This is a genomic window from Galbibacter kalidii (assembly GCF_026241135.1).
Taxonomy (GTDB): domain Bacteria; phylum Bacteroidota; class Bacteroidia; order Flavobacteriales; family Flavobacteriaceae; genus Galbibacter.
Genome location: NZ_JAPFGA010000002.1, coordinates 79,857 through 106,138, shown reverse-complemented (window position 1 = coordinate 106,138; position 26,282 = coordinate 79,857). Strand labels below are relative to the sequence as shown.

Genomic DNA, 26,282 nt, shown 5'->3' with positions numbered 1-26,282 from the left:
AAAGGGTATATATTATAAATATCATACAATTTATCGACATACCCCTGTTTTTTGTCAACTTTTCTTGAATTTTTCAAAACATAGTCAGATATTGCATCAAACAGAAAAAATAAGAGATGCGAATCGGGGTGCCAAAAGAGATCAAAAACAATGAAAATCGTGTAGGGATGGCTCCTGCAGGGGTTTTCGAACTGACAAAGAACAAACATACAGTGTATGTGCAATCAACCGCGGGCGAAGGCAGCGGTTTTTTTGATGTTGATTATATCAATGTAGGGGCCACCATAGTAGATACTATCGGGGAAGTCTATGCTAAAAGTGATATGATCGTAAAGGTTAAAGAGCCTATTCAGCAAGAATATGAACTTGTCAGGGAAGGACAGGTGGTTTTTACCTATTTTCATTTTGCTTCCAGTGAAGCACTTACCATGGCAATGGTCAATAGCAAAGCGATTTGTATTGCTTATGAAACCGTTGAGGATGAAGACGGGACATTGCCTTTGCTTACCCCCATGTCTGAAGTAGCTGGAAGAATGGCTATTCAGCAGGGAGCAAAATATTTGGAAAAACCGATCAAAGGAAGAGGGGTTTTGCTCGGAGGCGTTCCCGGTGTACCTCCCGGAAAAGTGTTAATTCTCGGAGCGGGAACTGTTGGCATACAAGCAGCAAAAATGGCTGCCGGACTTGGAGCTCATGTGACGATTTTGGATATTAACATGAAGCGCTTGCGCCATGTAAACGATATCATGCCCAGTCATGTAGTTACTGAATTTTCGAATGAGTATAACATCAGAAAACATATAAAAACACACGACCTTATCGTTGGAGGCGTATTGATCCCAGGTGCCAAAGCGCCGAGTTTGATTACTCGCGATATGTTGAAAGACATGCATCCGGGGACCGTTATTGTCGACGTTGCCGTAGACCAAGGAGGTTGTATTGAAACCACATGCGCTACCACACATGAAGACCCAACTTACATTATTGATGATGTGGTGCATTATTGTGTGGCGAATATGCCCGGTGCGGTGCCCTATACATCTACCGTGGCACTGACAAACGTGACACTTCCCTATGTCTTGAAGTTGGCCAACATGGGATGGGAAAAAGCCTGTGAGACTGACAAAACATTAGGAAAAGGACTTAATATTATCAATGGAGACATTGTATATGAAGGTATAGCTGAAGCATTCGGTTGGGAAGTCAGTTATTCATAATCTAAATTGAAAGTGTGCCATTTAGGCAAAAAGTTAAAACCTCGTCAAATTGGCGAGGTTTTTGCGTTTTATGTTGTAAATTTAAGTAGTAAAAAAAACAAAAAAATGGGAATAGGATATTGGATTATTATAGGTGGAATCGGACTTATAAGTATGTTAGTGAGTTCGAAGCTGAAAAGTAAATTCAAGCATTATTCAAAAGTTCATTTAAGAAACGGAATGAGCGGTGCAGAGATTGCGCGTAAAATGCTTCAGGATAACGGGATCAATGATGTAGAGGTGATTTCTACGCCCGGGATGCTGACCGATCATTACAATCCTGCAAAAAAAACGGTAAACCTGAGTGAAGGAGTTTATAATCAGCGTAATGCGGCTGCGGCAGCTGTGGCTGCTCACGAATGTGGACATGCCGTTCAACATGCAAAAGGTTATGAATGGTTGCAAATGCGTTCAAAGCTGGTTCCGGTAGTGAGCGTAGCATCAGGAATGTCTGTTTGGGTGATTTTTGGGGGTTTGGTTTTAGGGGCTGCTTCCGGATTGGGGTATACCGTTGCCGTTATCGGATTGATCATGTTTGCGATGGGAACCTTGTTCAGTTTTGTAACACTTCCCGTAGAATACGATGCGAGTAACAGGGCTTTAGCTTGGTTGAAAAACAGAAATATGTTGTCTCAGGAAGAATATTCCGGAGCCGAAGATTCTTTAAAATGGGCTGCCAGAACCTATGTGGTAGCTGCTATAGGCTCGTTGGCAACATTACTGTATTTTGCCTTGCGGGTTTTTGGCGGAAGGAATTAAGAAATAGGTTAATAGTGCCCAAAACGTTTTTATTAAATTTTTAAATATACTGAATTTGCTGAGGTTTTGATAGAATTTCAATGTTTGTGGTTTGGTTCTGGCCTACGATAAAAATATTGAAAATCAAGGAAGCAGTGGGGGTTAAAGATAAAAATCTGTTTGAGTTCCGCCCTAAGGCGGAATGAGTTATTTTTATCTGTGGCTGGGGATTCCGTAGTATTTTCTTATGTTTTTATCGTCAGCCTAGATTTTTTTGGTTCGTTTTTTCATCAATGGAAAAAATGAACAGATAAAATTTATTTAGGAAGGAATTAAGAAATAAAATTCGTTTAAACGAGTTCATAAAAAATCCTGCTTTACAACAAAGCAGGATTTTTTATTTTTCTTCTGATTGGATTGATTATTACTATTCTTTGATACTCGGAATACGCTCGTCAATGAGTTTGATGGAGATTCCGTTGTTACCCATCAAATCAAAAAGGTCTAAGGCTTTTCTGATCACCTGTTCCTCTTCCATTTGTTCTTCCACAAACCATTGTATAAAGTGTTCCGTGGCAAAGTCGTTTACCTTTCGACATTTGATCACGATGTTGTGAATGGACTTGGTAATGGCAATTTCTTGTTCCAAAGCACTTTCGAAGATTTCTTCCAGAGAGTTGTAGTCATGTGGAATATTCTTCACTTCAGGAGAATAAGCGGTACCACCATTGTCGTTGATGAATTTAAAAATTTTCATCATATGCTCTCGTTCCTCTTCAGCTTGTTTGTAGAAAAAATGAGCGCTATTGTCCAAGGCGTTATGATCACACCAAGAAGCCATAGCGAGATATATGGAAGATGAATGTGCCTCTTTCGCAATTTGCTTGTTCAACAGGTCCATTACATCAACATTGATACTTAATCGTTCTCTAACTAAATCTTTCATATGTTTTTTACTTTTCTTTCTTTAGGGCCAAATAATATTCGGCGTTTCTATCAAAGATAAGGAAAATAAAACCTAAATCCTTAACATACAGTAATTTGTATTCGGTCTTAGACTAAATATAAATAAAGGGAAAGTTGTTGTTGTTCTAAGCTGAGACTAAGGTACTTGCTGAAGACTTTTCGAAGATACCGTGGATGAATACTTTTAGGTCGATAACCTCTTTGGTATCCAAAATGAAAATGTGTTCCCTGTTACAAAGCACAAGGATCTCTGTTCCGCTGTGGTTCAGGTCTGAGTAGAAATGAGCGTCCAAATTAATCGCGCTTACTTTTTGTCGAAAAGCAAGTAGCTGGCAGAATGACATTCTGATTATTCGCCCTTGTATTTCCACAAAAAAACAACGCCCCTTTTCAGGTTGATACGCTGTGTAATATTTGGATTTGAACAAAACTCTTTCCATTTCAGGGCGCAAAGTAATTATTATTTAGAATAAATACAAATAGAAATTTTATTTTTAACAAAAGATGTAAGAAGCTCGGATAAATTCCACAAAATATTCAAGTGAATTTATCTTGGCTCATTTCGATATAGAGGATTAGTGAATCAAAGACCTAAAAAGATTGTTTACTGTCAGTTCGAGCGCAGTCGAGAACTAAGCAACTATTGAAAGTCAATAGGTTTCGACTGCGCTCAACCTGACAAATCCAGCATTGATACCTTTTTAGACCTCATATCTGTATTTGTCTATCGATCTGTTGATTCAGTGAGATAAAGGTTTCTGAGCGCGAAACCCCTTCAATAGATTGAATTTTATGGTTGAGTACATTCATCAAATGTTCGTTGTCACGGCATAATATTTTGATGAGTATCGACCAGTTCCCGGTGGTGTAATGACATTCCAACACTTCTGGAATTTTCTTGAGTTGCTTTACCGCCTCCGGATTCCGCATGGCCTTGTCCAAATAAATCCCGATAAAAGCCATGGTGGTGTAGCCCAATAACCTCGGATTGATAACAAACTTAGAGCCTGAGATAAGTCCGGAACTCTCCATTTTCCTCAATCGCTGGTGAATGGCCGCACCGGAAATCCCTATTTTCCGCGCAATTTCGAGTATGGGTTTCCGCGCATCCTCCATCAAATGCCTTAGAATCTCCTTATCGATACCATCAATCTCTATTTTTTTATCAGATATTTTCACGTTTTAAGTTCTAATTTAGAAGTTAAAGGTAGCTAAATTATATCAAAACATCTGATTTTGACTTGTTTTAGTTAAAGAATGTAAGTTTTACTCAGCGATGATAGTAGTGCTTTTATGCTATATTAAATTCCGATTCGTTCATTTCAATGCTGAATTTCACATTCGCTTTCAAGGCCCGAAATACTTTCAATATTGTTTCGATAGTTACATTTTTAGTATTTCGTTCCAGTTTTGAAATCTGTGATTTTTGAACGCCAATCAATTCACCAAGCTGCTCTTGAGTCAGTTTACGTTCTTTTCGAACAGATTTAATCATATCGCCAAGGACTTCCATCTGAAGGTCAAATTCGTATTTGTCACGTTCCGGAGTTCCAGTTTTTCCGATGTCCTTATCCTTCATTTGGTCAAGTGTCATCATTCTCATTTTTTTCTTTTTTCTTTCCATGATCTTGCGTTTATAAGTCAAAATATTCAGCTCTGATTTTCAATGCTTTCTCAATTTCTGCTTTTGGCACTTTACTTACTTTTTAACGATTCCGTGTGTTGATAGCACAAGCGTTTCAGATTTGTCAGTTTTGTCCCAAAAGGCAAATAGGCGGTATTGAATTCCCTGATAAAGTGTTCTGAATTCCCAAATTTCATCAGTTAGTTTTTTAAACAATTTCGGGTCGTTTTTAAGTTTGGCTTTATCCAAGTTGTAGTAGATTTTCTTTTTTGTTTTGTCGTCGAGCTTTGACATAAAGTCAATTGCTTGTTCAAGAAAAACTACTTCAAATTTTGGTTTTATTCAGCTTATTTGTCGATTTACTTTAGCAAAGATAACAAAGAAGTTGAATTATATGGAAACTTTTTGTGGTTTTACATATCATTGCCTAGTTGCCACACTCCCGAAACTAGGTATTTGTACTGTAATAAAAGATTAGAAAAGTTAAGAAACCACGTGAGGTGACTCGCTCGACAGCGAAGCACAGTTATTTTATTTTTCTAAGTTTAGTTATTTTATCTGTTAAACCTTTCCAGTCGTTAATAATTGGGGGGCGGTTAAAAGGGTCTTCGATTCCTAATTGTTCAATAGTACATCCGTCCTTTCCGTAATTGCAAGTAGCACAAGACGATACCAGGTTTGTCAAGTCAGTTCGTCCACCTTGCTTCCATGGCTTTACATGATCAGCTACTGGCCATGTTAAATGAATAATGCCATGTTTGGTTAAGTTTGTGTTGCCTTTTTTGAAAACGTCAGAGTCAAGCTTTTTTATAAATAGTCGGATGAAGTCCTGCGATATTAATTTATTGCCGCAATAACGACATCTGTAACCGTCTCTTTCGAAAACTTCATTTTGAACTTTTTTAGGTGATCGAATTGGGTCTCGTAACTCTTCGTCGATGTTTGCTGGAGGGGGTGCTTTCAGGACAAGTTTTCGGTGTCTGCCGGACATTTGCCCATGTTCTATATACCATTGGGTAATTTCATCACTTCTTATTTGTGTTATTCTATTAATGCAGGAATTCCTGTTACCTGCAATAAAATCGTTTGCGGCAGATTCGAAAATATCAATCTGTTCTGCCATCCAATTAGGGGTCGGCAATGGAGAATGAACATCCCAATTATTTGGATTTGTTCCTAACTCACTGCAAATATTTTTACCTCTACACATTTAATTTTAAATAGTCTGCAACTGTTGCTTGTTTTATACACTTTTTATTTTTCCATATTTACACTCAATTGGATTCAGCTTTAATAGTGAGCCTAAACTGATTCGTTTCTGTTTTTTTTTAGCTTGTTTAAAATATGAGTTTGTAATACGTAAAATGTCCATTGCTCCAGTTTGGTTGGGTCAACTGTACTTTTGTCTTTATGATGTAAAAGGCAGAAAACATAATAATCAGATTGCCTTTTGGTTTCAGTTGAATATTCATTTGTTTCGGCGTTCCACCCTTTTGTTGGCGCTATGTTAAATGAGATTTGGGATAAATTATTTTGTTTCCAACTTTGGAGATATGCAGCAGATTTAATTTCAATCTTAATTCCGTTTTTGGTTTCTAAATCATAAGCGTCCCATTCAGTTCTTGTAGATTTTTTTATCCCTAAATCCTGACGAACAATATATTCAGCAAGAACTCCTCTCAAAGTGTTATTCAAAAGGTCAGATTGGGACCATGACCAAAAGTCAGTTAGGTTGAAGTTCAATTCATGACTTTGAAACGAAAACGATTCGTTTCCCCTTTTTGCTTCAATATTTATTGCTTTTAAATTTGCCATTGAGTTTCTCCATTGTGCCAAACCCGTTATGACACACAAAAAAATATATTATTAAACCTATGGGATAAAACAGCATAACTGTTTACCCCTTTCAAATATAACCTTTTTCCTTTAGGCGTTTTCAAACTGTTTTACCCCAGAAGAAGCCCTGTTTAGGTAAAAACATATCCGGTTTAGGCTCAGTCATATTCTTTTTAGCGAAAAAGGTGAAGCTTTTGGGCTTTTTTCACGAAGTTTTTATAAGAAAACTGTGGCCACGGATACAGAAATACCTTTTAAAAAACTACTATTCGTGTATCCGTGGCAAAATGAATTTTCAGTTTGTTGTAAGCTTACCCCGCCACATTATCCGGGTTATAGCCCTGATAAGCAACTTCCTTTTCAATGAATTTGATGCCTTGTTTTTCCAATTCCTTGAGTACGGGTGTATTTTTCTTGTTTTGGTTGAGGAATGTAAGTTTTAGGGCAATTTTGCCCCAGCTACTGCACACACGATATCGCGGAAATGTTTTTCGTGCTAAGAATTATTTATGCACGGATTGCAACCTTAAATCCGCAAGTCTATGATTAGGTAGGTCAATTTGGGCCATCAAAAGAGTTTGTTTCATGTTTTTTTGATGAGATGCCTTGTTTTTCATCTGATGGTCGGCGGACTGTTCGGCTTTTGTCAAGCCTTGGGCATATGATTCCGGCCCGATTGTGTTCAGGAGCTCATTTTTCCACTAAGTTTTTTGAGGCTTCTTTTCTATAATAGCGGGCAGCTATGTTTTAAAATGGATGTTGCCATAGACCCTAAGTTTGTATTGCCCCGAGCTCCTGACCCATTTTGCGGGGACGGTGATGAACCGGAAAATGAACTTTTTGATCCTGAACTTCAGGTTTAAATGTTTGAACTTTTTGGAGAATAATGTGATTATATAATGATACAGGTTCCTGCACATTGCCGTGAATATCAGGAACACGGTATTTTGCTCCAACTTTGAGAAGGGGGGGGGCTGTCCCAGCCAAAATCATTTTTCAGGACATCAAATTCCCTTTCGATCGCCCCTCTTTGATTATAAAACCGTGCCACTTCATTTTTGTCCTTCTCGTAGTCGTTTGTCAGGACGGCGGAATACAAACAAGCTTCATTTGTGAATATGTTAACCTGTTTGTCGTCCCTTTCGACCTTAGTGACCACCAGGCGGTATGTCTTTAACCTGTCAAGCTGTTTGGCCCTCTTCAATGTCCTGATGAACGGGGTGAACTCAATTTCCCCCCTAAACCCTGTTTCGTTGCCCAAGTCCACTTCTTCCCAATTGTCGATATTGGCAATTGTTTTTGCCAAAGCCCCGCTCATGCAGGCCCTAAGGTAAAATTTATCGGCATTCCGGCTCACAAGGTCCACGACCTCAAGTTGGTAAGAAGCCCCATCGGCCCTAAAAGAACCGATCTTGATATTTTGCTCCTTGAGCAATGTGAACATCCTGCCCAAGGTCTCATGTTGCAGCGTTTTTGCATCGCTGTTCCCATTCCGGTTTTCAACAAAGACAACTTGGTTGCCTATGATACCGACCCCGGGGCAATACCCATTCCTTTTTTTATAGCTTTTAGTACTGTCCGACTTATTGGTAAAGATCAAGGTATTGTCATAATCCAATGTATGCTTTTGGGCTTTGGGCAGCCCTATCGCTTTCAATATGTGGATGTTTAATTCATTTAGCGGTTTGTTCAGGCTCAATTGATGGGTACCGGTGCCCCTTGACGGTTAAAATGTCTTTTGGCAGGGACAGCCCCTTAAAACGCCCCAAAACCCTGTCCGGGCTGGGAACCCTCAATAACCGGTTGCCTTTTAAATGGTGGTGGAAATTACCGCCCAGGTCTTCGATACAACTCCCCCCGCAGAAATAGACCGACCAGAAAGAAAACAAGATGTCTTTCCAGTTATAACGGGATTGCTTTGCCAAGCCCGGCAGGTGATCCTGTAAAATATCGCCCAGTTTTAGCCGTTCAAATTCATCAAGGACAAAATTTAAGCCTCCGAAAGGGCTTATGTGAGAAGAATTTAATATTTTCATGGTCAGTGTTTATCGCAACACCAATTTAGGTGAAAATACTGACAACCGCAAACTGTTTGTTTTCAAATATTTGCGGTTGATTTTTCTTGTAGACTTGCGGATTTAAGGAATATTTCCGCGCTATCGGGATCGTTACGCCAAACCAAAGTAAATGCAAATTAAAGCAATGGTGTCAAAAAAACCGTGTACAGCAATAACAAACCACAAATCGTATTTACGCAAGTAGAATATAAGGGCTAAGAGCGCTCCAACAAACCCTGCAACAAGTTGCCCTGTCATTCCTTGATAACTATGCATAAAGCCAAAAAAGCAAGCAAGTAGAACTATATTAAGCACAATACTGACTTTGCTTTCTCCAAAGAATTTTACAAATTGTCGCATAAAATAACCGCGAAAGATAATTTCTTCTCCAAATCCCGCAGTAGCCCACACCACCAATAAAGCAATTAAACAAGCTTGAAGATTTCCTTCTAGTTGATCAAAGCTTGAATAATCTATGGGAACGCCTGTGACTTTTGTAATTCCAGGAACCAATGCAAAAACATAAAATACAAAGAGTCCTAATGCAACTAATGGAGCAAGTACGATGATGTTTTTGAATGTGAATTTTTCACGTTGAAATCCAAGTGCTGAAAATGGTTTTCCTTTATATTCTATATAATTCGCTATAATGATTAATATAGAAATTATGATGTTTTCTATGTAACTTATACGGATTGGTCCAAACCATAAAAAGCAGATGATTGCAATGGTAATTAATGGAATTACTATTTGTCGTAAAGTGATTTTGTTCATTGTTCTTTGATTTTAATTTCTAAGCGAAAGAATGAACAAAATCTCTGAAAGTCCCTTTAAATACTTATGTTTTTACTGAATGGTCTCGAATTTATAACTGAATAGTCGGTAGTTTTTGGTATCTTTTATTGAAACCAATCCATAAATGCTTTTCGCTTGTAACGACTGATATTGATTTCAGCAATCGCATCGTTTTCAATGGAAGTTTTTAACCGAATTTGCAACTTGCCATTTTCAATCTTTTCAATTTGGTCTACAGCATCTTTGTGAATGATAATTTGCCGATTGGCTCTAAAAAACAATTGATCGTTTATTTTTTCTTCGAGCTCATTCAATGTAAAATCGGTGTTAATTGTTGTGCCATCATTTTGAACCGTATATACAATTTTGTTTTCGCTGTAAAAGCACGCAATATTTTCATAGGTAAGTTTCGTCATTTTCGCGCCACTTTTAATAGTAATTTCAGCATCTTTTATAGATAAATTATATAAATTGTGTATGTCTTGCGCATACAATAAACCTACGAGAATAAAGCTCAATAATAAGGTAATGAGCAAACCAATTAATAAATAATAGAATTCTGTCTGTCCACCCGCTACTATATTTAAAATAATATTTACAGGAATATACATAATTGTTATATATCCTAGAGTAGAAGCCATAAACCATGTGATAGTGACAATTTCTACCTTTTTAGAGAAATGCTTTTTCTTGTAAAATTTAAAATTAAGATCCGCTATGATTCCAATGAGAATACATAAAGTAATAGATGCCAGAAAACCTTCTATGGGGAATCTATACGATTCACTATCTGGAAAACTATCGTGCGTTGCCAAGTGATTTACCACTAAAGAGAAAATCGTCAATACAATTGCTTTCTGAAACCAACGCCATGCAGAACTACTGATAAATGTATGCCATACAGTTTTTACTGTATTCTTTGTTGGTTGTGTAGTACTCATAAATTAGAAGCTCATTTTTAGTCAACCTATTTCAGGACGATGTTTTTTTTGCCATTGTAGCTAACTTGTTTATATACCCAATATAATACCGCATATCCCATCCAGCTCGGATGGATATGGACAAGGGTATTTATTACTCCTTCCAAATATAATCCTTTTTCCCTTTAGGTATAATCAAACTGTTTTTAGCCCTAAAGATGTTGTCCCTTTTAGCAAAAAAGATGATGCTATTGAGCTTTTTCACGAAGTTTTATATGAAAACTGTGGCCACGGATACAGAAATATCTTTTAAAAAACTACTATTCGTGTATCCGTGGCAAAATGAATTTTCAGTTTGTTGTAAGCTTACCCCGCCACATTATCCGGGTTATAGCCCTGATAAGCAACTTCTTTTTCAATGAATTTGATGCCTTGTTTTTCCAATTCCTTGAGTACGGGTTCGTAGATATCCTTTAAAATAGGAATCACAACCCCGGTAGCGGTGATTTCCTTGTTCAGGATTTTTAAAGCAGCAATTCCCAAGGGCAAACCAACGGTTTTGGACATGGCGGTATAGGTTTTGTCTTGTCCGAGGGCAACCATACTCGAATCGATCTGCCTTTCTTCTCCGTTTAAAATGTAACCGAACTTGTGGTACATCACAATCATGTCTTTTTCGTCTTCTTTGAGTAGCCACTGGTCTTCCAGTATTTTTTGCAGGGCTTGTGCCGGGGTGGCGTTTTTGATGCCCAATTTTTTATAAAGATTAAACAAATCGAGTTCAGTCAGTTTTTCCCACATGATATCGTCTTGATCGATCTTTAAATAATGCCGCAGTTTCAATTCGACCGAATCTGTTGGGGAATAGGGAAGGAAAGCGTTTACAAAATCGCGATAACTCATGTTTTCAGAATCTTCCAACACATAGGTGTCGTCTGTCATTCCCAGTTGCACAAACATATTCCAGGCTTTGGAAAAACCAAGACGCCTGATGGTGCCGCGATAGAGGGTAAGGACATCATCCAGGCCATAAGCACTTCGGTATTTTAACGAATCCCGGTTGGCATAGGCTTCAAACTTTCCGTAGCCTTCTATTTCGAGAAATTCTGTCCGTCTGAACAATTTGTGATAAGGAATGTATTTGTACTTCCCTTCCTGAATAAATTTGGCAGTTCCGCCTTGTCCGGCCACGACCACATTCCTCGGATTCCACGTAAATTTATAATTCCAAAGATTAGTGTCGTTTTCCGGGGCGACGAGACCACCACAAAAGGATTCAAACAGGACCATTTTTCCGCCTTGTTCCCGTATCTGGTCAATGACTTTCATGGCACTCATATGATCTACACCCGGGTCAACTCCTATTTCGTTCAGAAAAATGAGGTTCTTCTTTTTTACTTCATCGTTCAAGGCTTCCATTTGCGGACTCACATATGAAGCAGTGACCATATTTTTGTCAAATTTCAAACAGTCTTTGGCTACTTCAATATGAAATCTTGCGGGAAGCATGGAAATAACGAGGTCGGCTTTTTTTATGGCGTTTTGCCTTTCTTCCTCATTAAAAATATCTAATTTTATTGCGGTGCTTTGTGGATGATCCTTCAGAAGTTTTTGGGCATGGCTGGGGTCGATATCCCCAACGGTGATATGCAATTTTTCGACTTCGGTTTTTTCCATCAGGAATTGTAATAAATGTGAAGTGGATTTTCCAGCTCCGATAATTAGAATATTTCTCATAAAGTATTAAAATTTAACACTAAAGTATTAAAATGTTATAAAACCAACAATTTTAAATCAAATTTATTATGAACAAAATAGTATTGACAGCTGGAGCAATTTTAGGATTTTTGGCTGTGGTGTTAGGAGCCTTTGGGGCACACGCACTAAAAAATTCCATAGATGCCGAAGCGATAAAGACTTTTGAAACGGGAGTGAAGTATCAAATGTATCACGCTTTGTTGCTCTTGTTTGTCGGAAGCACTTCTTTATTGAACAACACCACCAAAACTACCTTGCTTTATTTAATCGTCATCGGGGTCATTCTTTTTTCCGGATCGATCTACGGATTGGCGACCAATTCCTTGAGTTCGTTCGATTTTAAAAAGATTGGATTTGTAACTCCTATTGGCGGGACATTGCTTATCATTTCCTGGGGAATACTGATTTTCCAATTCATCACAATGAAACAATCATAAATTGATAATCAGTAGTTTGTCTAAGGATTGAGTCATAAATCGTAAAAAATGTCAACTCAAACGTTGTAGTTATATATTTTTTATACATTTGCACTAGCTGCTAACATCAATAACTTATAAAATAATGATAAGCAAAGCATTTGCTACGAAAACGATTTCGTTAAAAAAATATGGAATCACTAATGCGAAGGTTAATTATCAATTAAGTCCGGAAGATTTACATGAAATTACATTAAAAAATGAGACGGGGGCGGAAGCTTCATCAGGAACTTTGGCCGTCAATACAGGTGAATTTACCGGGCGATCTCCCAAAGATAGATTTATCGTAAAAGATGAAATCACCAAAGACAAAGTTTGGTGGGGAGACATCAATATTCCTTTTGATGCCGATAAGTTTGACACTTTGTATAAAAAGGTAACAGATTATCTTTCAGGAAAAGAACTGTATGTACGCGATTGTTATGCGTGTGCAGATAAACAATATCAATTAAACATTCGTGCAATTAATGAGTACGCGTGGAGTAATTTGTTTGTTTACAATATGTTTTTGCGCCCCGGAGAGGATGCTCTGGAAGATTTTAAGGAGGACTGGACGATCATTAATGCTCCCGGATTTAAAGCGAATCCGAAAGAAGACGGAACAAGGCAACATAATTTTGCCATTCTGAATTTTAAAAGAAAGATTGTCCTCATTGGTGGAACCGGTTATACCGGGGAGATCAAAAAAGGAATTTTCTCGGCATTAAATTTCTTACTCCCCGTTTATGGTGACACATTGCCGATGCACTGTAGTGCCAATGTTGGGAAGAAAGGAGACACATCGATATTCTTCGGTTTGTCGGGTACCGGAAAAACAACACTTTCTGCCGATCCCGATCGAAAACTGATCGGTGATGACGAACACGGATGGACGGCTGAAAACACGGTTTTCAATTTTGAAGGCGGGTGTTATGCCAAGGTGATTGACTTATCGGCCGAAAAAGAACCGGAGATTTACGGGGCAATAAAAAAAGGAGCCTTGTTGGAAAATGTAGTGATGGACAAAAAGGGTGTGGTCGATTTCTCCGATACTTCTATTACGCAAAATACGCGGGTAAGTTACCCGATTTATCATATAAAGCACATTCAGCAACCTTCGATAGGATATATGCCTAAAAACATATTTTTCCTCACCGCTGATGCATTTGGGGTGTTACCTCCTATCGCCAAATTGACTCCCGGACAGGCCGCCTATCATTTTATTTCAGGCTATACGGCCAAAGTCGCAGGGACCGAGGAAGGTGTAGACGAACCGGTGCCTTCATTTTCAGCTTGTTTTGGAGCGCCTTTTATGCCCTTACATCCAACGTCCTATGCAGAAATGCTTAGTAAAAAAATGAAAGAAGCCAATGTTAATGTTTGGCTGGTAAATACTGGTTGGACAGGTGGCCCCTACGGAATAGGGAAACGAATGGAGTTGAAATATACCCGGGCTATAATTAAAGCTGCTATGAACGGTGACTTAGAAGACGTGAATCATAAGACGTATCATGTTCATTCCGTGTTTGGGGTGGCACAACCCCGAACTTGTCCCAATGTACCGGATGAAGTGTTGTATCCGAGATTAACTTGGAATGATGATAAAGCGTATTATAAAAAAGCACATCAATTGGCTAACGCATTTAAAGAAAACTTTAAAAAGTTTGAAGCCAACGCCAATAAAGAAACGAAGGACGGAGGTCCTTTGGTATAATCAACTGCTTCGGGGTAAGCCATGAGGTAGTCAAATGAGAAAAACATAGCTCATTTCGATATCTGAGCATGAGAAATAAAACCCACTTAGTGGGATTAATTTTCAGGGAGTGAAATTCTCCCGAGCTTGCCAAATAGTTAGTAGAAAAGCCTCTTGAGAAAGAGGCTTTTCATTTTTTCTACACCCTAAAAAAGACAGGAGTTATAATATTTTTGAGAAAATCAGTTGTCTTAGGAATAAGACCACCCACTTAGTGGGTTTATTTCTTGTTGACCTGGGCGATATATTTTTCCAGCGCCATGGTCATGGAAGGCGTTTCCGGTGTCGGAGCTTCGATATCGATTCGTAACCCGGCTTCTGTAGCAGCTTTTACCGTGGTGTTCCCAAATACGGCAATTCGCGTGTTGTTTTGCTCAAAATCAGGGAAGTTCTTCATCAAAGACTCGATTCCTGATGGACTGAAAAACACTAAAATATCATAGTAGACATCTCTTAAATCAGAGAGGTCACTGATAACAGTTTTATACAGAATAGCCCTTTTCCAGTCGATCTTCAATTCGTTTAAAATTTCAGGAACCAAAGGTTTTAACACATTAGAAGATGGTAATAGAAATTTTTCATCTTTGTACTTCTTAATGATAGGTGCTAATTCGTGGAAGGTTCGTTTCCCTACGTAAATTTTACGTTTTCTATACACTACATATTTCTGCAAATAATAAGCTACAGCCTCAGATTGGCAAAAATATTTCATAGAATCAGGAACTTTGAAACGCATTTCTTCAGCGATCCTAAAAAAGTGATCAACAGAGTTCCTACTGGTGAGAATGATTGCAGTAAACTGCGTTAAGTCAATCTTTTGCTGTCTTACATCTCTTGCATTAACTCCTTCGACATGAATAAATGGCCTAAAATCCACTTTAATCTTTTGCTTTTCCACCAACCTCAAATATGGAGAATTTTCCACTTTGGGTTCAGGCTGTGAAACCAGAATTGTCTTGACTTTCATAAATATCCGTTAGTTTGAAGCCTTATCAATAAAATAAAATTTTATTAGTATCAAATAAGGGGCTATTTCTAGCGCGCAAAGATACAAAATAAAATAAAATAAATATTTTCCTATTTCTTTTTGATGATTTCTTAATGTTAGGATAATAGTTATGATATTAATGGAGAGAAAGACAAATAATATTACATATAATACAATTTTAGGAGCTAAATCGCTGTAAATGAATAAAGTAATAAGCGGTAAAAGTATCAACGAAGAAAAATTTCTGTAAGTTACCTTGTGAAAATGAAAACTTTCTGCAAAGGTATTGATGTCAAAAATAGTAGCAATCATCTTTTCCAAATAAAATTTAAACAGAATAAACAGCAGTAAAAATGGAAGGATGATATAGACAGGTATTTTTGATGAAAGGTCAAAAAATTCGATAGTGATCCATACCACCAACGAAAAAGTAATCAGTTGAGGGATAAACAAAAAGATATTAAAATTACTTGTTGTCAGTTTGTTTTCCCTGTTGAATATGTTGAAGTAGTTGTGGTTAACAAACAACATGGTAAACGATTGAAACTTATGCTCGTCGATCAGTTTTGCAACGGTCAGACTCAGCAAAGCTGCAAAAAGCAATATGGTTTCCGTAGTGTGGCTGTCGATATGTCTTAAAACCTCGTTCAAAATTATTCGATATTAATCTTTTCTCCCTGAAAACCGGCACCCAGGCCTTGTTCGGTAATTCCTACCCGGAAAAATACCGTTTCAGGCATGGCCACCGTATCCGGTATTTTGGCGTTGACGATCAAAGTGTCTTTAGAGCGAATTTGAGTTTCATCAGTGTTGATGATCAACGGAAAACTTTTTTCGATCCTGTTGTGGAAGTTGTATGAAACTCCCTCAAAAGGCAAGTCTTTTACAGCAATATTTTCATTGTAAGGATTGTACACGGCAATTTGAAATGATTGTGGAATTGCTCCTTTAAATTCTTCGGAATCGATAAAACATTTCATTTTTCGATAGCTTACATAATCATCGATGAATTTACCTTTTATGGTATGATGCCTGAATTCCCTCGTATATTTTATAACCGAATCAAATTCGACTCTTTTAGTTCCTGTTAAAAAAGCTACTTTTTGATGCCTCACTTTATACTCAGAACTGTCGAAGTCGTATTGACTCTGCCTGGCATTAACATCAGCAGAAGAAAAAACGGTAGCCCCCGTATAAAAAGCATACATGGAAGCATCTCGGTATGAATTGTGAAAAACAGCGGGGATATCCCCTATCTGATTTTTTAAATTGGCGGTCCATTCTTTGTTTCCGTAGGCTTCATAATTGATGGGTGAAATAGGTTGATATATGAGAGCAATCCTTAAATAAAGGATCAAAACCACAGCAAAGGCACTTAATCCGAACAGCCATTTTCTGTACTTAGTGTGATTGAATGCATAGCGCAAGGAGAAAAGGATAAGCGGAATGACGATCAATATTACCCATTGGGCTTGTGTTCTTCTCGAAAAGCTGGAGAATAGGAAAAATATAAAAACGCCGTATCCTAAAAATTTTAGTGCCCTATCAAATTTATCTTTAGATTTTGTTTTGTAAAAAGCCCAATACATCAATGGGAATGCAATTCCGGCAACGGCAATACAGTTGAGCAAATAATGTGTTGTAAAATCAATTTTGTATGCGCTGTTGGCACGTTCTACCAAATGATATTGAATCGGAGCAAAATCTACTTCGTAGAGCCAATATAAATGTGGCACATATAAAATCAGCGAGATAATTGTAGCCAACCAAAATTTAGAACTCTTCAGAAGGGATAAATTGGAAAGCAATACAAACCCGATGAGCAAGATACCGTGATATTTACAATACATCACAGCGGCCATGCTAAAACCTAAAACGAGAGTGGAAATAAGATCGTTTTTGGTTAAAAAACGCTTGTATGCCCACAAGAACATTAAACTGAAAAATAAAAGTGGTGTATCGGGCAGGATCATAAATCCGTAAGCCACAAAGAGTCCGATACTGCTCGTAAAAACCACAAACAACCAAGTGTATTTGTGTTTTTTTTCATCGTCGATCAATAGCCAGAGCAGTAAAACATTACCGGCATAAAGAAAAGGAGCTGCCAGTCGAACACCGAGTTCCCCATTGGAAAAAAAGCTTCCTATTTTTACCATAAGGGCCACCATTGGGGGGTGGTCAAAATATCCCCAACTTAGGTTCTGGGAAAAATACCAGTAATAAGATTCATCAAAAATGAGTTCTGTGAAAGCACTTTGAATAAGATTGATAATGGTAATGACAATTAAAAAGCCGAATATAATTTTGTTTGAAAGTGCTTTGTCGATCATAGTTAATTACTGAATATTTGGTAAAAATACATAAATATTACCATGCAAAATTCCTTAAAATCAGCTTAAAAAACCAAAAGATATCGTAATACTTTTTATTAAATGCTATTTTTGTGGCATCAAGTGAGACAGAATGCATTCAGATAGTTTAGTTATTATACCCACATACAACGAGATAGAAAATGTGGAAGATATAATCATAGCTGTATTTCAACTTAAAAAGCCTTTTCATGTACTTATCGTAGATGATAATTCGCCGGATGGAACAGCTCAAAAAGTAAGGGAGCTGCAAAAGGAGCATCCGGAACAGTTGCACCTGGAGGTGCGAAAAGAAAAATCGGGCTTGGGGACAGCTTATATTCACGGGTTTAAGTGGGCTATAAAACACGACTACGAATACATTTTTGAGATGGATGCCGACTTCTCCCACAACCCTCGGGATCTGGTACGTTTGTATAATGTTTGTGTCAATCAGCAGGCAGATGTAACCATAGGCTCCCGTTATGTAAAAGGGGTAAATGTGGTCAATTGGCCTTTACAAAGGGTGTTGTTGTCATACGGGGCTTCGATCTATGTAAAATTGATCACCGGAATGAAAATAGACGATCCTACAGCCGGTTTTGTGTGTTACCGAAGAAAGGTGTTAGAAAGCATTAATCTCGATAATATCAAGTTTGTGGGTTATGCTTTCCAGATCGAAATGAAGTTTAAAGCACATCTGAGAAAATTCAAAATACTGGAAGTCCCTATTATTTTTCAAGATCGAACCAAGGGAAAGTCTAAAATGAACGGAAAGATCATTAACGAGGCTGTCTTTGGGGTACTGTCGCTAAAGTGGAAGAGTTTGTTTAACAAAGCTGAACTGTTATAAAATGAAAAAAACCCTTATAAAAAATGCTACCATCGTCAACGAATCTCAAATTTTTGAAGGGGATGTGTTGATCGCGGGCGAATTGATAGAAAAGATCGGAAAGGATCTTAGTGATGCCAATGCCGAATTGATTGATGCCCAAGGCAAATTATTGATGCCGGGAATCATTGACGATCAAGTGCATTTTAGGGAACCCGGACTCACACACAAGGGAAATATTGCTTCGGAAAGCCGGGCGGCCATTGCCGGAGGGGTGACTACTTTTATCGAGCAACCCAATACCAATCCGCAGACGGTGACGATTGAAAAATTGGAAGAGAAAATGGAGATCGGGAGGCAAACATCTTTTGCAAACTACTCTTTTATGTTTGGGGGCACCAATGATAATCTGGAGACTGTAAAACGGCTGGATAAAAATGCATGTGCTGGGGTGAAGTTATTTTTGGGATCTTCCACCGGAAATATGTTGGTAGATGATGAGGAAGTTATCGAAAAGATCTTTTCGAGTACAGATATGGTGATTTCTGCACATTGTGAAGACGAAACGACCATCAAAAACAATCTGGAGAAATACAAAGCCACTTATGGGGATAACATTCCGATTAAATTCCATCCAGAAATTCGAAGCGCCGAGGCTTGTTATATTTCATCTTCAAGAGCCATTGCTTTGGCTAAAAAAACAAACGCACGCCTGCATGTTTTTCATGTGTCAACCGCCAAGGAAACCGAGCTTTTCAGAAATGATATTCCAATAGAACAAAAAAGAATTACTGCCGAGGTATGTACACATCATTTGTGGTTCAGTGATGCTGATTATGATGAAAAACAGACTCTGATTAAATGGAATCCGGCTGTAAAAACAGCTACAGATAGGGACGCACTGTGGGAGGCATTACTCGACGATAGAATAGATGTGTTGGCAACAGACCATGCGCCACATACTTTAGCCGAAAAACAAAACGTTTATACCAAAGCACCATCAGGCGGACCTTTGGCACAACATACCCTGGCTGCTTTGATGGAAAAACAGAAAGCTGGAAAGATATCGCTGGAAAAATTGATTGAAAAAATGTGTCATAATCCGGCGAAGCTTTTTAATATTGAAAAAAGAGGTTTTGCAAGGGAAGGTTATTATGCCGATTTGGTTTTGGTGGATACCGACCATGATTGGACCGTTAAAAAAGAGAACATTTTGTATAAATGTGGTTGGTCCCCGTTTGAAGGTACTTCTTTTTCAACCAAAGTAACACATACCTTTGTGAACGGAAATCTGGCTTATAACAACGGAGGCTTTTCTGAAGAAAGAAATGTAAAAAGGCTTACTTTTGAGAGAGATTAAAAAATTAGTGGAGATGAAAAAGGCGATTTTAGTTTTATGGGTGTTTGTGTTGCTGGTAGCATGCGGAGAAGATATGGTGGAAAAACCGGATAATTTAATCTCCAAAGAAGTGATGAAAGACATTTATTATGATATCGCTATTCTGAATGCAGCAAAATCAACGGGACGCAATAAGTTGGAGGAAAAGAATATCAATCCGGATGAATATATCTACGAAAAATACAATATAGACAGTGTACAATTGTCAAAAAACAGTATTTATTACACTTCAAAACCAACAGTACAACTCGAAATTTTTACTGAAGTTGAAGAACGCCTCAATGCATTGAAGGATACTTTGGACGCAAAATTAGAATCGGAATCGAATCGGGAAAATAATGCCAAAACAAAGAAAAAAACGCCCACTAAAAAAGACACTGTTCCTTCAAAACAACCTCCTAAGAAGCAATAAACCGCTTTGAGATTCTCCCAATGGTTTGTTCGATGGGAGTAAAATCAATCGCTAATGCTTTTTTAATCTTTTCGTTTTTATAAACGGTTTTTGAAGATAGCGATTTTGCAGTTTTTCGGGTAAGCTTTCTTTTTCTTCCCGGAACCGGAAAGAGGGATAAAAACCAATCGATACGCCACAACAAGTTGATTTGCCAAGGTTTTAGTTCCTTTTTTGGTGGTGTTTTCTGAAGTGCTTTAGCAATGTGCTCTACAATGGTTTTATAACTGATGTTGCTTCCTACAGTGACAAACCTTTTGTTTTTGATTTCTGAATCCATGCTTTTTACCAAGGCTTGTACTACATCTTTAACATCGACAAAACCACTTGATCCGGAGGTGTAATAAGACAACCCCTCATTTACTTTTTTGAAAATTTGGCTACTCGGACTGTCCCAAAAGCCTTCTCCCAAAACTACCCCGGGATTTAGGATAATGGCCGGAACACCCTCTTGTGTGCCTCGCCATACTTCCATCTCCGCACCGTATTTTGTGATGGCATAAATGCTGTTATCTGTTTCGGGATCCCAATGTGTTTCTTCGTCAACAGTTTTTTCACCGGTTTTGTCGCCCAAAGTGGCAATGGAACTCAGGTAGCAGAGTTTTTCGATCTTGTGGGCAATACAGAGGTTGACAATGTTAGCAGTTCCTTCGATGTTGATATTGCGAAGCGATTTGTAATCAAAGGGGTCAAAAGAGATAAATCCGGCACAATGAAATACTTTGGAAATATCTTCAAAAGCTTTTTCCAGTGAAGTGACATTGGTGATATCAGCTTCCATCCATTCAATTTGATTAAAAAGCGTATCGCCATTTTCTTCAGCAGAAAAAAAACGCTTTACGTCAGCTATTTTATTCGCATTGCGATAGATCGCCCGAATGGTTTTTTCTTTCTGGGAAAGTTGTAAAAGTAAATGCGCCCCGATAAGTCCTGTTCCGCCGGTAACTAAAATCATGGAACTAAAATACAACTCTTCCGTGGAAATCTAATGGTTTTCATTTCAATCAAAAAAGTTTATATGAGTTCTAAATCAATTATTCTATCTTTGCGGCGATCAAAAAAAGCGAAAAGAATGACCGTAAATTTGGTAGAAGAATTACGTTGGAGAGGCATGGTACACGACATGATGCCCGGTACAGAAGAACAGCTTAACAAGGAAATGACAACGGCCTATATCGGTTTTGATCCTACGTCGGATTCGTTGCATATCGGTAGTTTGGTGCCTATCATTTTATTGGTTCATCTCTATAAAGCCGGTCACAGACCTATTGCCCTTGTGGGCGGTGCTACGGGAATGATCGGGGATCCTTCAGGAAAATCAGATGAGCGCAATCTGTTGGATGAAGCAGCATTGGCAAAAAATGTGGCAGGGATCAAAGGTGTGCTTTCCAGATATCTCGATTTTGATTCTGATGCTGAAAATGCTCCTATGCTGGTCAATAATTATGACTGGATGAAGGACTTTACGTTTATCGAATTTGCCAGGGACGTAGGAAAACGTATCACGGTCAACTATATGATGGCGAAGGATTCTGTAAAGAAACGTTTCAGTGCCGATTCTGGTGTGGGAATGTCTTTTACGGAATTCACCTACCAATTGATCCAGGGCTACGATTTTTATCATTTGCACAAAGAATACGGTTGTATGTTGCAAATGGGCGGAAGTGATCAATGGGGGAATATCACAACGGGAACAGAATTGGTGAGACGGATGAACACCGGAAGAGACGGTGAAGAACCCGCAAAGGCTTACGCACTTACGTGTCCGTTGATCACCAAAGCAGATGGTTCTAAATTCGGAAAGTCTGAAGGTGGAAATATTTGGCTGGATGCTGAGAAAACCTCGCCCTATAGATTTTACCAGTTTTGGTTGAACACCTCGGATGAGGACGCTGAAAAATATATTAAGATCTTTACGTTTTTAGACAAAGCCACCGTGGAGAAATTGATTGAAGAGCACAAAGAAGCACCACATATGCGTTTGTTGCAAAAGCGTTTGGCCGAAGAAGTAACAGTTTTTGTACATTCACGGGAAGACTATGAAAATGCCGTAAAAGCATCTAATATTCTGTTTGGCGGATCTGCAGATGATCTAAAACAACTCAATGAAAAAACCTTTTTGGAAGTTTTTGAAGGCGTTCCGCAAGCTGAGGTAGAGCGAAGCGAGATCGAAAACGGAATGGATGCCATCGCTGCTTTGGCTGCCAAGACCAATTTCCTGAAATCAAACGGAGAAGCCCGAAGGGCACTGAAAGAGAATTCCATTTCGGTGAACAAGGAAAAGATAAAAGAAGATTATAAGATCAGTACTTCAGATTTGATCAATGATAAGTTTGTGTTGTTACAACGCGGAAAGAAAAAATATTTTGTGATTAGAGTGGTTTAATCCTGCTAGGAGATTTTTATTCGTTTGAACACTCAGTCCCGATAACTACAGAGATGTCCTGAGGCAGTTGATTTTTTTTACGGTGTTAGCATTGATTTTTTCATTTCTTCCATAAATAGATTTATTTCTTTCAAGTTGCTATTCTTAAGCTTATAGGAATAAAATAATTTTTGCTCTACTTTTTTAGAAAATTTAATTGGTGCCTTAATCGAATTATTTTTTAATTCTTTTTCACACAAATGTTTAGGAACTATACTGAACCCACAATTGTTTTTTAAAGCTTCTATTGTATCTATATATGATGGTAAAATATATCTTGGGATTATTTTGAAATTTGTGTTGAAATTTGTTTCCCAAAACTTTTTTATATCCCCTTGGTCGTTGTTGTAAGCAAACCAAGTTTGCCTTTGCAACCATTTTTTAAGCTGATCCTCATTTTGTTTTATGTTTTTAGGGATATCAATATTATTGGAACTAATCAATACCAATTCTTCATCCTTTATATATTGAAATTGATGATCGTAAGTGGAGTGTTTTTTTATTCCGACTGATAATTGAATTTTATCCATTTCAAGAGCCTCAATTAAATCTTTTTCATTTCCAAAATGCGTTACGATATACATGTCAAAAGAATAAATTTTATGTATTAATTCGGCCTTGAAAAAATCCGAAGTACAGCCAATTGTAATTGCAGAACGCTTTTTTTTGGTCCTTTGACTTGAATAGTACTCTACCTTTTTTAATTCTTGTAATGGGTTGTTAATTTGTGTGTATAAAAATTTCCCGTATTCAGTAGGTGTTAATTTTCGAGTAGTCCTTTCAAATAGTTTTTTGCCAATGTGACTCTCGAGGGCAGATAAATGTTTGCTAACTCCCGGTTGAGTCATATTTAGTTTTTTTGATGCTTCTGTGATGTTGTTGCATTCATAAATAGCGCTAAAAGTTCTCAACCATTCCAAATTAATCATAACATATGTTATTAATTTACAAACAAAAATAATTAAAATTATTAATAGGTCGGACTTATATTTGTTGAAAAATATAAATTATGACAAAAACATTAGTAATAAACTATACGCCTCGAAATGGCTCTTATACAAAAGTCTTATTTGATGAATTTGTAGAATTAGCAAAGGGAAAAACGGAAATTAAACATCTGGATTTGGTAGAAACCCCACCTGATTTATTATTATCTCAAAATTTAAATTTAATAATGGAATGGAATATGGGGAAAAGGGATTTTTCAAAAACAGAGCAATTGATTCTATCTAATCATCATCAACTTATTGAAGATGTTCTTGAAACCGATAATATTGTTTTGGCTTTTCCGATTTATAATTTTACAATGCCGGCAACGGTTAAGGCTTGGGTAGATGCTGTTGTTGTTAGTGATAAAACATTTTCATTTAACCCGGAAACTGGTTTTAGTGGTCTTTGTAATGATAAAAAAGCTTTATCAATTATAGTCAGTGGTTTTGATTATAATAACTCAGGCGGTATTAATGAATATGCCTCATCAACTATAAAACAAAATTATGATTTTATGGGAATAGCTTCAGAACAAATTTCAGCTTTTGGTGTTGATCAAAATAGAGACCAATTACATTTAATATTAGACAATGCAAAATTGAAAATTAAAAAGTTAGTTGATAGATGGTACCCAAATTAATGCCGCCTAGGCATAATAATACATCGACCCCCGATGCGTCGGGGCAATATAACGACAGTTTTATAGTTTACAGCCACTTTTCTATTCCACAATCCCCATATTTTTCAATAGAAAAGAAGCATTCATGTTTTGGCAAACTCCTTCTTTGAATTTGTAGTCGAAGGAGAGCTCTTTTCCGTTGATAAAGGCTTCAAAGAAATAATTTTCAACCTTATCGTTTTCTTTGGCGACTTCACACAGGCTGAGGTCGTGGGTGGCTATAATTCCGGTGGATTTGGAAGCGGAGAGTTTCTCGATGAATTTTCGCGAACCAATGGCTTTGTCTTTGCTGTTGGTTCCTTTGAGGATCTCGTCCAAAACCACAAAATAGGTGTCGGTTTTAATTTTTTCTACGATCAGTTTTAAACGTTTTAATTCCGCGTAAAAATAGGAAGCATCATCGGTGAGCGAATCAGCCGTTCGCATGCTTGTGATCAGTTTTATGGGGGTGTATTTGCTTTCCGAAGCACAAACGGGCAAACCGCAATTGGCCATCATAATATGGAGGGAAACCGTTCGTAAAAAAGTACTTTTCCCCGCCATATTGGCTCCGGTGATCACATAAAAGGATTCTTTCTCGATATGAAAATCGTTGTGGATTAATTTTTCTTCATCGATAAGCGGATGTCCCAATTGTGTTGCTTGGATAACGGTTGAGGATTTTTCGATCTCCGGAAAAGCATATGAAGGGTGATTGAAAGCGAAATTCCCAAGCGAATTGTAAGCGTCAAAAAAAGCAATGACGGCAAACCATTTTTCTACTTCATTTTGGTGGATTTCGATCCATTTTTCAATAAGGCGAACATTGATCATGTCAATCAGTAGAAAAGCATTTGCCGGAATTGAAAACAGCAGATTGTTGCGCTGCTCCAAAGTATCGAGAGCCTTTGAAAAGCGTTTGAGGATTTTGGAAGTTGGCGATCCGTTTCTGAGGATGGTTTTTTGTTTCTCTTTTAGCAATTCTGATTGAAATTCGGCTTTTTCAATCTTTTCGATGAGTTGATAATATTGCTGAAAAGTATCCTGAACCTTGCTTGTATTTTCGGCAAGAACATTTACTTTTTTTACATAGCGTCCGCTAATCCCCAAGCCGATAAAAAACCAATAAACAACAAGTGAACTCGGAATCAGGTCCAACAGCACAGCGGTGAAAATCAGCATCGAACAAGCTGAAAAAACATAGGGCAACCAGCTTATTTTTTTGCCAATAAAGGGTTTGTAATGCCAAAGCCACGCGGAAACTTCCCTGATTGATGTTCCAACTTTTACCAAAGAAGCTGTGGCACTAAAATCCTGCCGCCAATCTGCTAAAGAGGTGAGTTCTTGGACGGCTTTTTGTTTTTCGGGGATGTTTTCCGTAGTATTTTCAGTAAGCAATCCGGCCAAAAGCTCTTTTCCGGCCTGCGTGGCCGTTCGGTTACAGTATTGAAAAAAACTGCCTTTGCCAAAGAGGTCGATGTCGTGACTGAAATCGTGCGCGTAGTTTGTAAATTCCTTTCCGTCGTCCAGCGTATGAAAATCCCGTTTTAGGACTTTTAATTCTGTTTGGTTTAGGTCAATGAGTTGAAGGATTTTGTTCTTTTTATATTTGACATCAGTATATTTTGAAATCAGATAAATAAATAGCGAAATTCCGATGATGACTAAGGGAACTAATACGGTTACATTTCCCCAGAACCAATAGACGCCAAAGCAGACAGATAAAAAAACAAGCAGCCTAAAAACACTCAATATGCCGAGTTGTTTTTTGACTGCTTTTAATTCTTGACTGAAAAGAGTCGTCCTTCCAGTATAATATGTCTTCGGATTTTTCATTAACGCTTTCTTGAAGCGGTAAAACTAAAGAAATATTCTTAGATATTCGCTTTAGCCCGAATAAGACAAATATTGATTTTTAGTTATATATATTTATCTGTTTAGTTGATTTAAAACCGAACTTTTAATAAGAACCTGGTAATTTTGCTATGCGTATAAGTGATTCAACAAAATAAACAGATGGATATTAGGTTTTT

Annotated in this window: 25 protein-coding genes and 1 pseudogene; 9 read left to right on the top strand and 17 right to left on the bottom strand. The window is 37.8% G+C overall.

Translation table 11 applies throughout. The features are described 5' to 3' along the window. Window positions 1–116 precede the first annotated feature (116 nt). Together ald and OOZ15_RS02655 are read left to right on the top strand one after the other, a co-directional pair. Entirely contained in the window at window positions 117–1,217 is a 1,101-nt protein-coding gene (gene ald / locus OOZ15_RS02660; RefSeq protein WP_265954168.1) for an alanine dehydrogenase, read from the top strand. 105 nt (window positions 1,218–1,322) lie between these two features. Further along, a complete protein-coding gene (locus OOZ15_RS02655; RefSeq protein ID WP_265954167.1) occupies window positions 1,323–2,015 on the top strand; it encodes a zinc metallopeptidase in 693 nt (230 codons plus the stop codon). A 406-nt stretch (window positions 2,016–2,421) separates the two neighbouring features. Here the strand turns inward: OOZ15_RS02655 and OOZ15_RS02650 are convergent, their stop codons facing one another. The 11 genes and pseudogenes from OOZ15_RS02650 to OOZ15_RS02600 all read right to left on the bottom strand — a co-directional run bounded on the left by OOZ15_RS02650 (window position 2,422) and on the right by OOZ15_RS02600 (window position 11,929). Then, a complete protein-coding gene (locus OOZ15_RS02650) occupies window positions 2,422–2,940 on the bottom strand; it encodes a ferritin (protein ID WP_265954166.1) in 519 nt (172 codons plus the stop codon). Between the two features lie 728 nt (window positions 2,941–3,668). Next, window positions 3,669–4,139: an Lrp/AsnC ligand binding domain-containing protein gene (locus OOZ15_RS02645; protein ID WP_265954165.1), complete on the bottom strand. Its 471-nt coding sequence runs from the start codon at window positions 4,137–4,139 to the stop codon at window positions 3,669–3,671. A 112-nt stretch (window positions 4,140–4,251) separates the two neighbouring features. Then, complete coding sequence (locus tag OOZ15_RS02640; protein ID WP_265954164.1) at window positions 4,252–4,584, bottom strand: helix-turn-helix domain-containing protein; 333 nt, start codon at window positions 4,582–4,584, stop codon at window positions 4,252–4,254. 10 nt (window positions 4,585–4,594) lie between these two features. Beyond that, window positions 4,595–4,926: pseudogene (locus OOZ15_RS02635) on the bottom strand (type II toxin-antitoxin system RelE/ParE family toxin). A gap of 184 nt (window positions 4,927–5,110) precedes the next feature. Continuing rightward, the gene (locus OOZ15_RS02630; protein ID WP_265954163.1) at window positions 5,111–5,794 is read right to left on the bottom strand and encodes an HNH endonuclease; all 684 of its coding nucleotides are present in this window, start codon (window positions 5,792–5,794) and stop codon (window positions 5,111–5,113) included. Window positions 5,795–5,886: 92 nt separating this feature from the next. After that, window positions 5,887–6,399 carry a hypothetical protein gene (locus tag OOZ15_RS02625; RefSeq protein WP_265954162.1) on the bottom strand — a complete coding sequence of 171 codons (513 nt, stop codon included), beginning with the start codon at window positions 6,397–6,399 and terminating at the stop codon, window positions 5,887–5,889. 952 nt (window positions 6,400–7,351) lie between these two features. Continuing rightward, on the bottom strand, window positions 7,352–8,077 hold the full coding sequence (locus OOZ15_RS02620) for a transposase (protein WP_265954161.1): 726 nt from the start codon (window positions 8,075–8,077) through the stop codon (window positions 7,352–7,354). A gap of 16 nt (window positions 8,078–8,093) precedes the next feature. Beyond that, a complete protein-coding gene (locus OOZ15_RS02615) occupies window positions 8,094–8,456 on the bottom strand; it encodes a hypothetical protein (protein WP_265954160.1) in 363 nt (120 codons plus the stop codon). A 132-nt stretch (window positions 8,457–8,588) separates the two neighbouring features. Then, the gene (locus OOZ15_RS02610) at window positions 8,589–9,251 is read right to left on the bottom strand and encodes a CPBP family intramembrane glutamic endopeptidase (RefSeq protein WP_265954159.1); all 663 of its coding nucleotides are present in this window, start codon (window positions 9,249–9,251) and stop codon (window positions 8,589–8,591) included. 125 nt (window positions 9,252–9,376) lie between these two features. Beyond that, entirely contained in the window at window positions 9,377–10,213 is an 837-nt protein-coding gene (locus OOZ15_RS02605; RefSeq protein ID WP_265954158.1) for a LytR/AlgR family response regulator transcription factor, read from the bottom strand. Between the two features lie 345 nt (window positions 10,214–10,558). Further along, window positions 10,559–11,929, bottom strand: a complete 1,371-nt coding sequence (locus OOZ15_RS02600; protein ID WP_265954157.1) for a saccharopine dehydrogenase family protein — start codon at window positions 11,927–11,929, stop codon at window positions 10,559–10,561. Between the two features lie 68 nt (window positions 11,930–11,997). Between OOZ15_RS02600 and OOZ15_RS02595 the strand changes: the two genes are divergently transcribed. Beyond that, window positions 11,998–12,387 carry a DUF423 domain-containing protein gene (locus OOZ15_RS02595; protein WP_265954156.1) on the top strand — a complete coding sequence of 130 codons (390 nt, stop codon included), beginning with the start codon at window positions 11,998–12,000 and terminating at the stop codon, window positions 12,385–12,387. 124 nt (window positions 12,388–12,511) lie between these two features. Beyond that, window positions 12,512–14,119, top strand: a complete 1,608-nt coding sequence (gene pckA / locus OOZ15_RS02590; protein WP_265954155.1) for a phosphoenolpyruvate carboxykinase (ATP) — start codon at window positions 12,512–12,514, stop codon at window positions 14,117–14,119. 259 nt (window positions 14,120–14,378) lie between these two features. On the opposite strand, the gene OOZ15_RS02585 is transcribed toward pckA, so the two are convergent. The 3 genes from OOZ15_RS02585 to OOZ15_RS02575 are packed head-to-tail and all read right to left on the bottom strand — an operon-like array spanning window position 14,379 to window position 17,476. Then, window positions 14,379–15,125: a uroporphyrinogen-III synthase gene (locus OOZ15_RS02585; RefSeq protein ID WP_265954154.1), complete on the bottom strand. Its 747-nt coding sequence runs from the start codon at window positions 15,123–15,125 to the stop codon at window positions 14,379–14,381. A 9-nt stretch (window positions 15,126–15,134) separates the two neighbouring features. Further along, window positions 15,135–15,797: a DUF4271 domain-containing protein gene (locus OOZ15_RS02580; protein WP_265954153.1), complete on the bottom strand. Its 663-nt coding sequence runs from the start codon at window positions 15,795–15,797 to the stop codon at window positions 15,135–15,137. Window positions 15,798–15,799: 2 nt separating this feature from the next. Beyond that, window positions 15,800–17,476, bottom strand: coding sequence for an ArnT family glycosyltransferase (locus OOZ15_RS02575; RefSeq protein WP_265954152.1), 1,677 nt, complete (start codon window positions 17,474–17,476; stop codon window positions 15,800–15,802). Window positions 17,477–17,609: 133 nt separating this feature from the next. Between OOZ15_RS02575 and OOZ15_RS02570 the strand changes: the two genes are divergently transcribed. The 3 genes from OOZ15_RS02570 to OOZ15_RS02560 are packed head-to-tail and all read left to right on the top strand — an operon-like array spanning window position 17,610 to window position 20,137. Then, a complete protein-coding gene (locus OOZ15_RS02570; protein WP_265954151.1) occupies window positions 17,610–18,347 on the top strand; it encodes a polyprenol monophosphomannose synthase in 738 nt (245 codons plus the stop codon). A gap of 1 nt (window position 18,348) precedes the next feature. Further along, window positions 18,349–19,686, top strand: coding sequence for a dihydroorotase (locus OOZ15_RS02565; RefSeq protein ID WP_265954150.1), 1,338 nt, complete (start codon window positions 18,349–18,351; stop codon window positions 19,684–19,686). Beyond that, window positions 19,673–20,137, top strand: a complete 465-nt coding sequence (locus OOZ15_RS02560; protein WP_265954149.1) for a DUF4296 domain-containing protein — start codon at window positions 19,673–19,675, stop codon at window positions 20,135–20,137. Before OOZ15_RS02565 ends, OOZ15_RS02560 begins: the two co-directional genes overlap by 14 nt. Here OOZ15_RS02560 and OOZ15_RS02555 read toward each other — a convergent pair. Then, window positions 20,124–21,131, bottom strand: a complete 1,008-nt coding sequence (locus tag OOZ15_RS02555; protein ID WP_265954148.1) for an NAD-dependent epimerase/dehydratase family protein — start codon at window positions 21,129–21,131, stop codon at window positions 20,124–20,126. The genes OOZ15_RS02560 and OOZ15_RS02555 overlap by 14 nt on opposite strands. Window positions 21,132–21,248: 117 nt before the next feature. On the opposite strand from OOZ15_RS02555, the gene tyrS reads away from it, so the two are divergent. Next, on the top strand, window positions 21,249–22,562 hold the full coding sequence (gene tyrS, locus OOZ15_RS02550; RefSeq protein WP_265954147.1) for a tyrosine--tRNA ligase: 1,314 nt from the start codon (window positions 21,249–21,251) through the stop codon (window positions 22,560–22,562). 77 nt (window positions 22,563–22,639) lie between these two features. On the opposite strand, the gene OOZ15_RS02545 is transcribed toward tyrS, so the two are convergent. Continuing rightward, complete coding sequence (locus OOZ15_RS02545) at window positions 22,640–23,530, bottom strand: LysR family transcriptional regulator (RefSeq protein ID WP_265954146.1); 891 nt, start codon at window positions 23,528–23,530, stop codon at window positions 22,640–22,642. An 80-nt stretch (window positions 23,531–23,610) separates the two neighbouring features. Here OOZ15_RS02545 and OOZ15_RS02540 point away from each other — a divergent pair, with 80 nt between their 5' ends. Continuing rightward, the gene (locus OOZ15_RS02540; RefSeq protein WP_265954145.1) at window positions 23,611–24,231 is read left to right on the top strand and encodes an NAD(P)H-dependent oxidoreductase; all 621 of its coding nucleotides are present in this window, start codon (window positions 23,611–23,613) and stop codon (window positions 24,229–24,231) included. Between the two features lie 81 nt (window positions 24,232–24,312). Here OOZ15_RS02540 and OOZ15_RS02535 read toward each other — a convergent pair whose 3' ends face one another. Further along, on the bottom strand, window positions 24,313–26,085 hold the full coding sequence (locus OOZ15_RS02535; protein ID WP_265954144.1) for a MutS-related protein: 1,773 nt from the start codon (window positions 26,083–26,085) through the stop codon (window positions 24,313–24,315). Window positions 26,086–26,282 lie beyond the last annotated feature (197 nt).

Excerpts from the sequence above, each read along its gene's own strand:
- OOZ15_RS02555 (WP_265954148.1), bottom strand. The coding sequence starts at position 21,131 with ATGATTTTAGTTACCGGCGGAACAGGACTTATCGGGGCGCATTTACTT.
- OOZ15_RS02540 (WP_265954145.1), top strand. The coding sequence starts at position 23,611 with ATGACAAAAACATTAGTAATAAACTATACGCCTCGAAATGGCTCTTAT.
- OOZ15_RS02585 (WP_265954154.1), bottom strand. The coding sequence starts at position 15,125 with ATGAAAGTCAAGACAATTCTGGTTTCACAGCCTGAACCCAAAGTGGAA.
- OOZ15_RS02605 (WP_265954158.1), bottom strand. The coding sequence starts at position 10,213 with ATGAGTACTACACAACCAACAAAGAATACAGTAAAAACTGTATGGCAT.
- OOZ15_RS02650 (WP_265954166.1), bottom strand. The coding sequence starts at position 2,940 with ATGAAAGATTTAGTTAGAGAACGATTAAGTATCAATGTTGATGTAATG.
- OOZ15_RS02655 (WP_265954167.1), top strand. The coding sequence starts at position 1,323 with ATGGGAATAGGATATTGGATTATTATAGGTGGAATCGGACTTATAAGT.
- OOZ15_RS02595 (WP_265954156.1), top strand. The coding sequence starts at position 11,998 with ATGAACAAAATAGTATTGACAGCTGGAGCAATTTTAGGATTTTTGGCT.
- OOZ15_RS02535 (WP_265954144.1), bottom strand. The coding sequence starts at position 26,085 with ATGAAAAATCCGAAGACATATTATACTGGAAGGACGACTCTTTTCAGT.
- tyrS (WP_265954147.1), top strand. The coding sequence starts at position 21,249 with ATGACCGTAAATTTGGTAGAAGAATTACGTTGGAGAGGCATGGTACAC.
- OOZ15_RS02640 (WP_265954164.1), bottom strand. The coding sequence starts at position 4,584 with ATGGAAAGAAAAAAGAAAAAAATGAGAATGATGACACTTGACCAAATG.
- OOZ15_RS02565 (WP_265954150.1), top strand. The coding sequence starts at position 18,349 with ATGAAAAAAACCCTTATAAAAAATGCTACCATCGTCAACGAATCTCAA.
- OOZ15_RS02615 (WP_265954160.1), bottom strand. The coding sequence starts at position 8,456 with ATGAAAATATTAAATTCTTCTCACATAAGCCCTTTCGGAGGCTTAAAT.
- OOZ15_RS02630 (WP_265954163.1), bottom strand. The coding sequence starts at position 5,794 with ATGTGTAGAGGTAAAAATATTTGCAGTGAGTTAGGAACAAATCCAAAT.
- OOZ15_RS02575 (WP_265954152.1), bottom strand. The coding sequence starts at position 17,476 with ATGATCGACAAAGCACTTTCAAACAAAATTATATTCGGCTTTTTAATT.
- ald (WP_265954168.1), top strand. The coding sequence starts at position 117 with ATGCGAATCGGGGTGCCAAAAGAGATCAAAAACAATGAAAATCGTGTA.
- OOZ15_RS02610 (WP_265954159.1), bottom strand. The coding sequence starts at position 9,251 with ATGAACAAAATCACTTTACGACAAATAGTAATTCCATTAATTACCATT.
- pckA (WP_265954155.1), top strand. The coding sequence starts at position 12,512 with ATGATAAGCAAAGCATTTGCTACGAAAACGATTTCGTTAAAAAAATAT.
- OOZ15_RS02600 (WP_265954157.1), bottom strand. The coding sequence starts at position 11,929 with ATGAGAAATATTCTAATTATCGGAGCTGGAAAATCCACTTCACATTTA.
- OOZ15_RS02545 (WP_265954146.1), bottom strand. The coding sequence starts at position 23,530 with ATGATTAATTTGGAATGGTTGAGAACTTTTAGCGCTATTTATGAATGC.
- OOZ15_RS02570 (WP_265954151.1), top strand. The coding sequence starts at position 17,610 with ATGCATTCAGATAGTTTAGTTATTATACCCACATACAACGAGATAGAA.
- OOZ15_RS02625 (WP_265954162.1), bottom strand. The coding sequence starts at position 6,399 with ATGGCAAATTTAAAAGCAATAAATATTGAAGCAAAAAGGGGAAACGAA.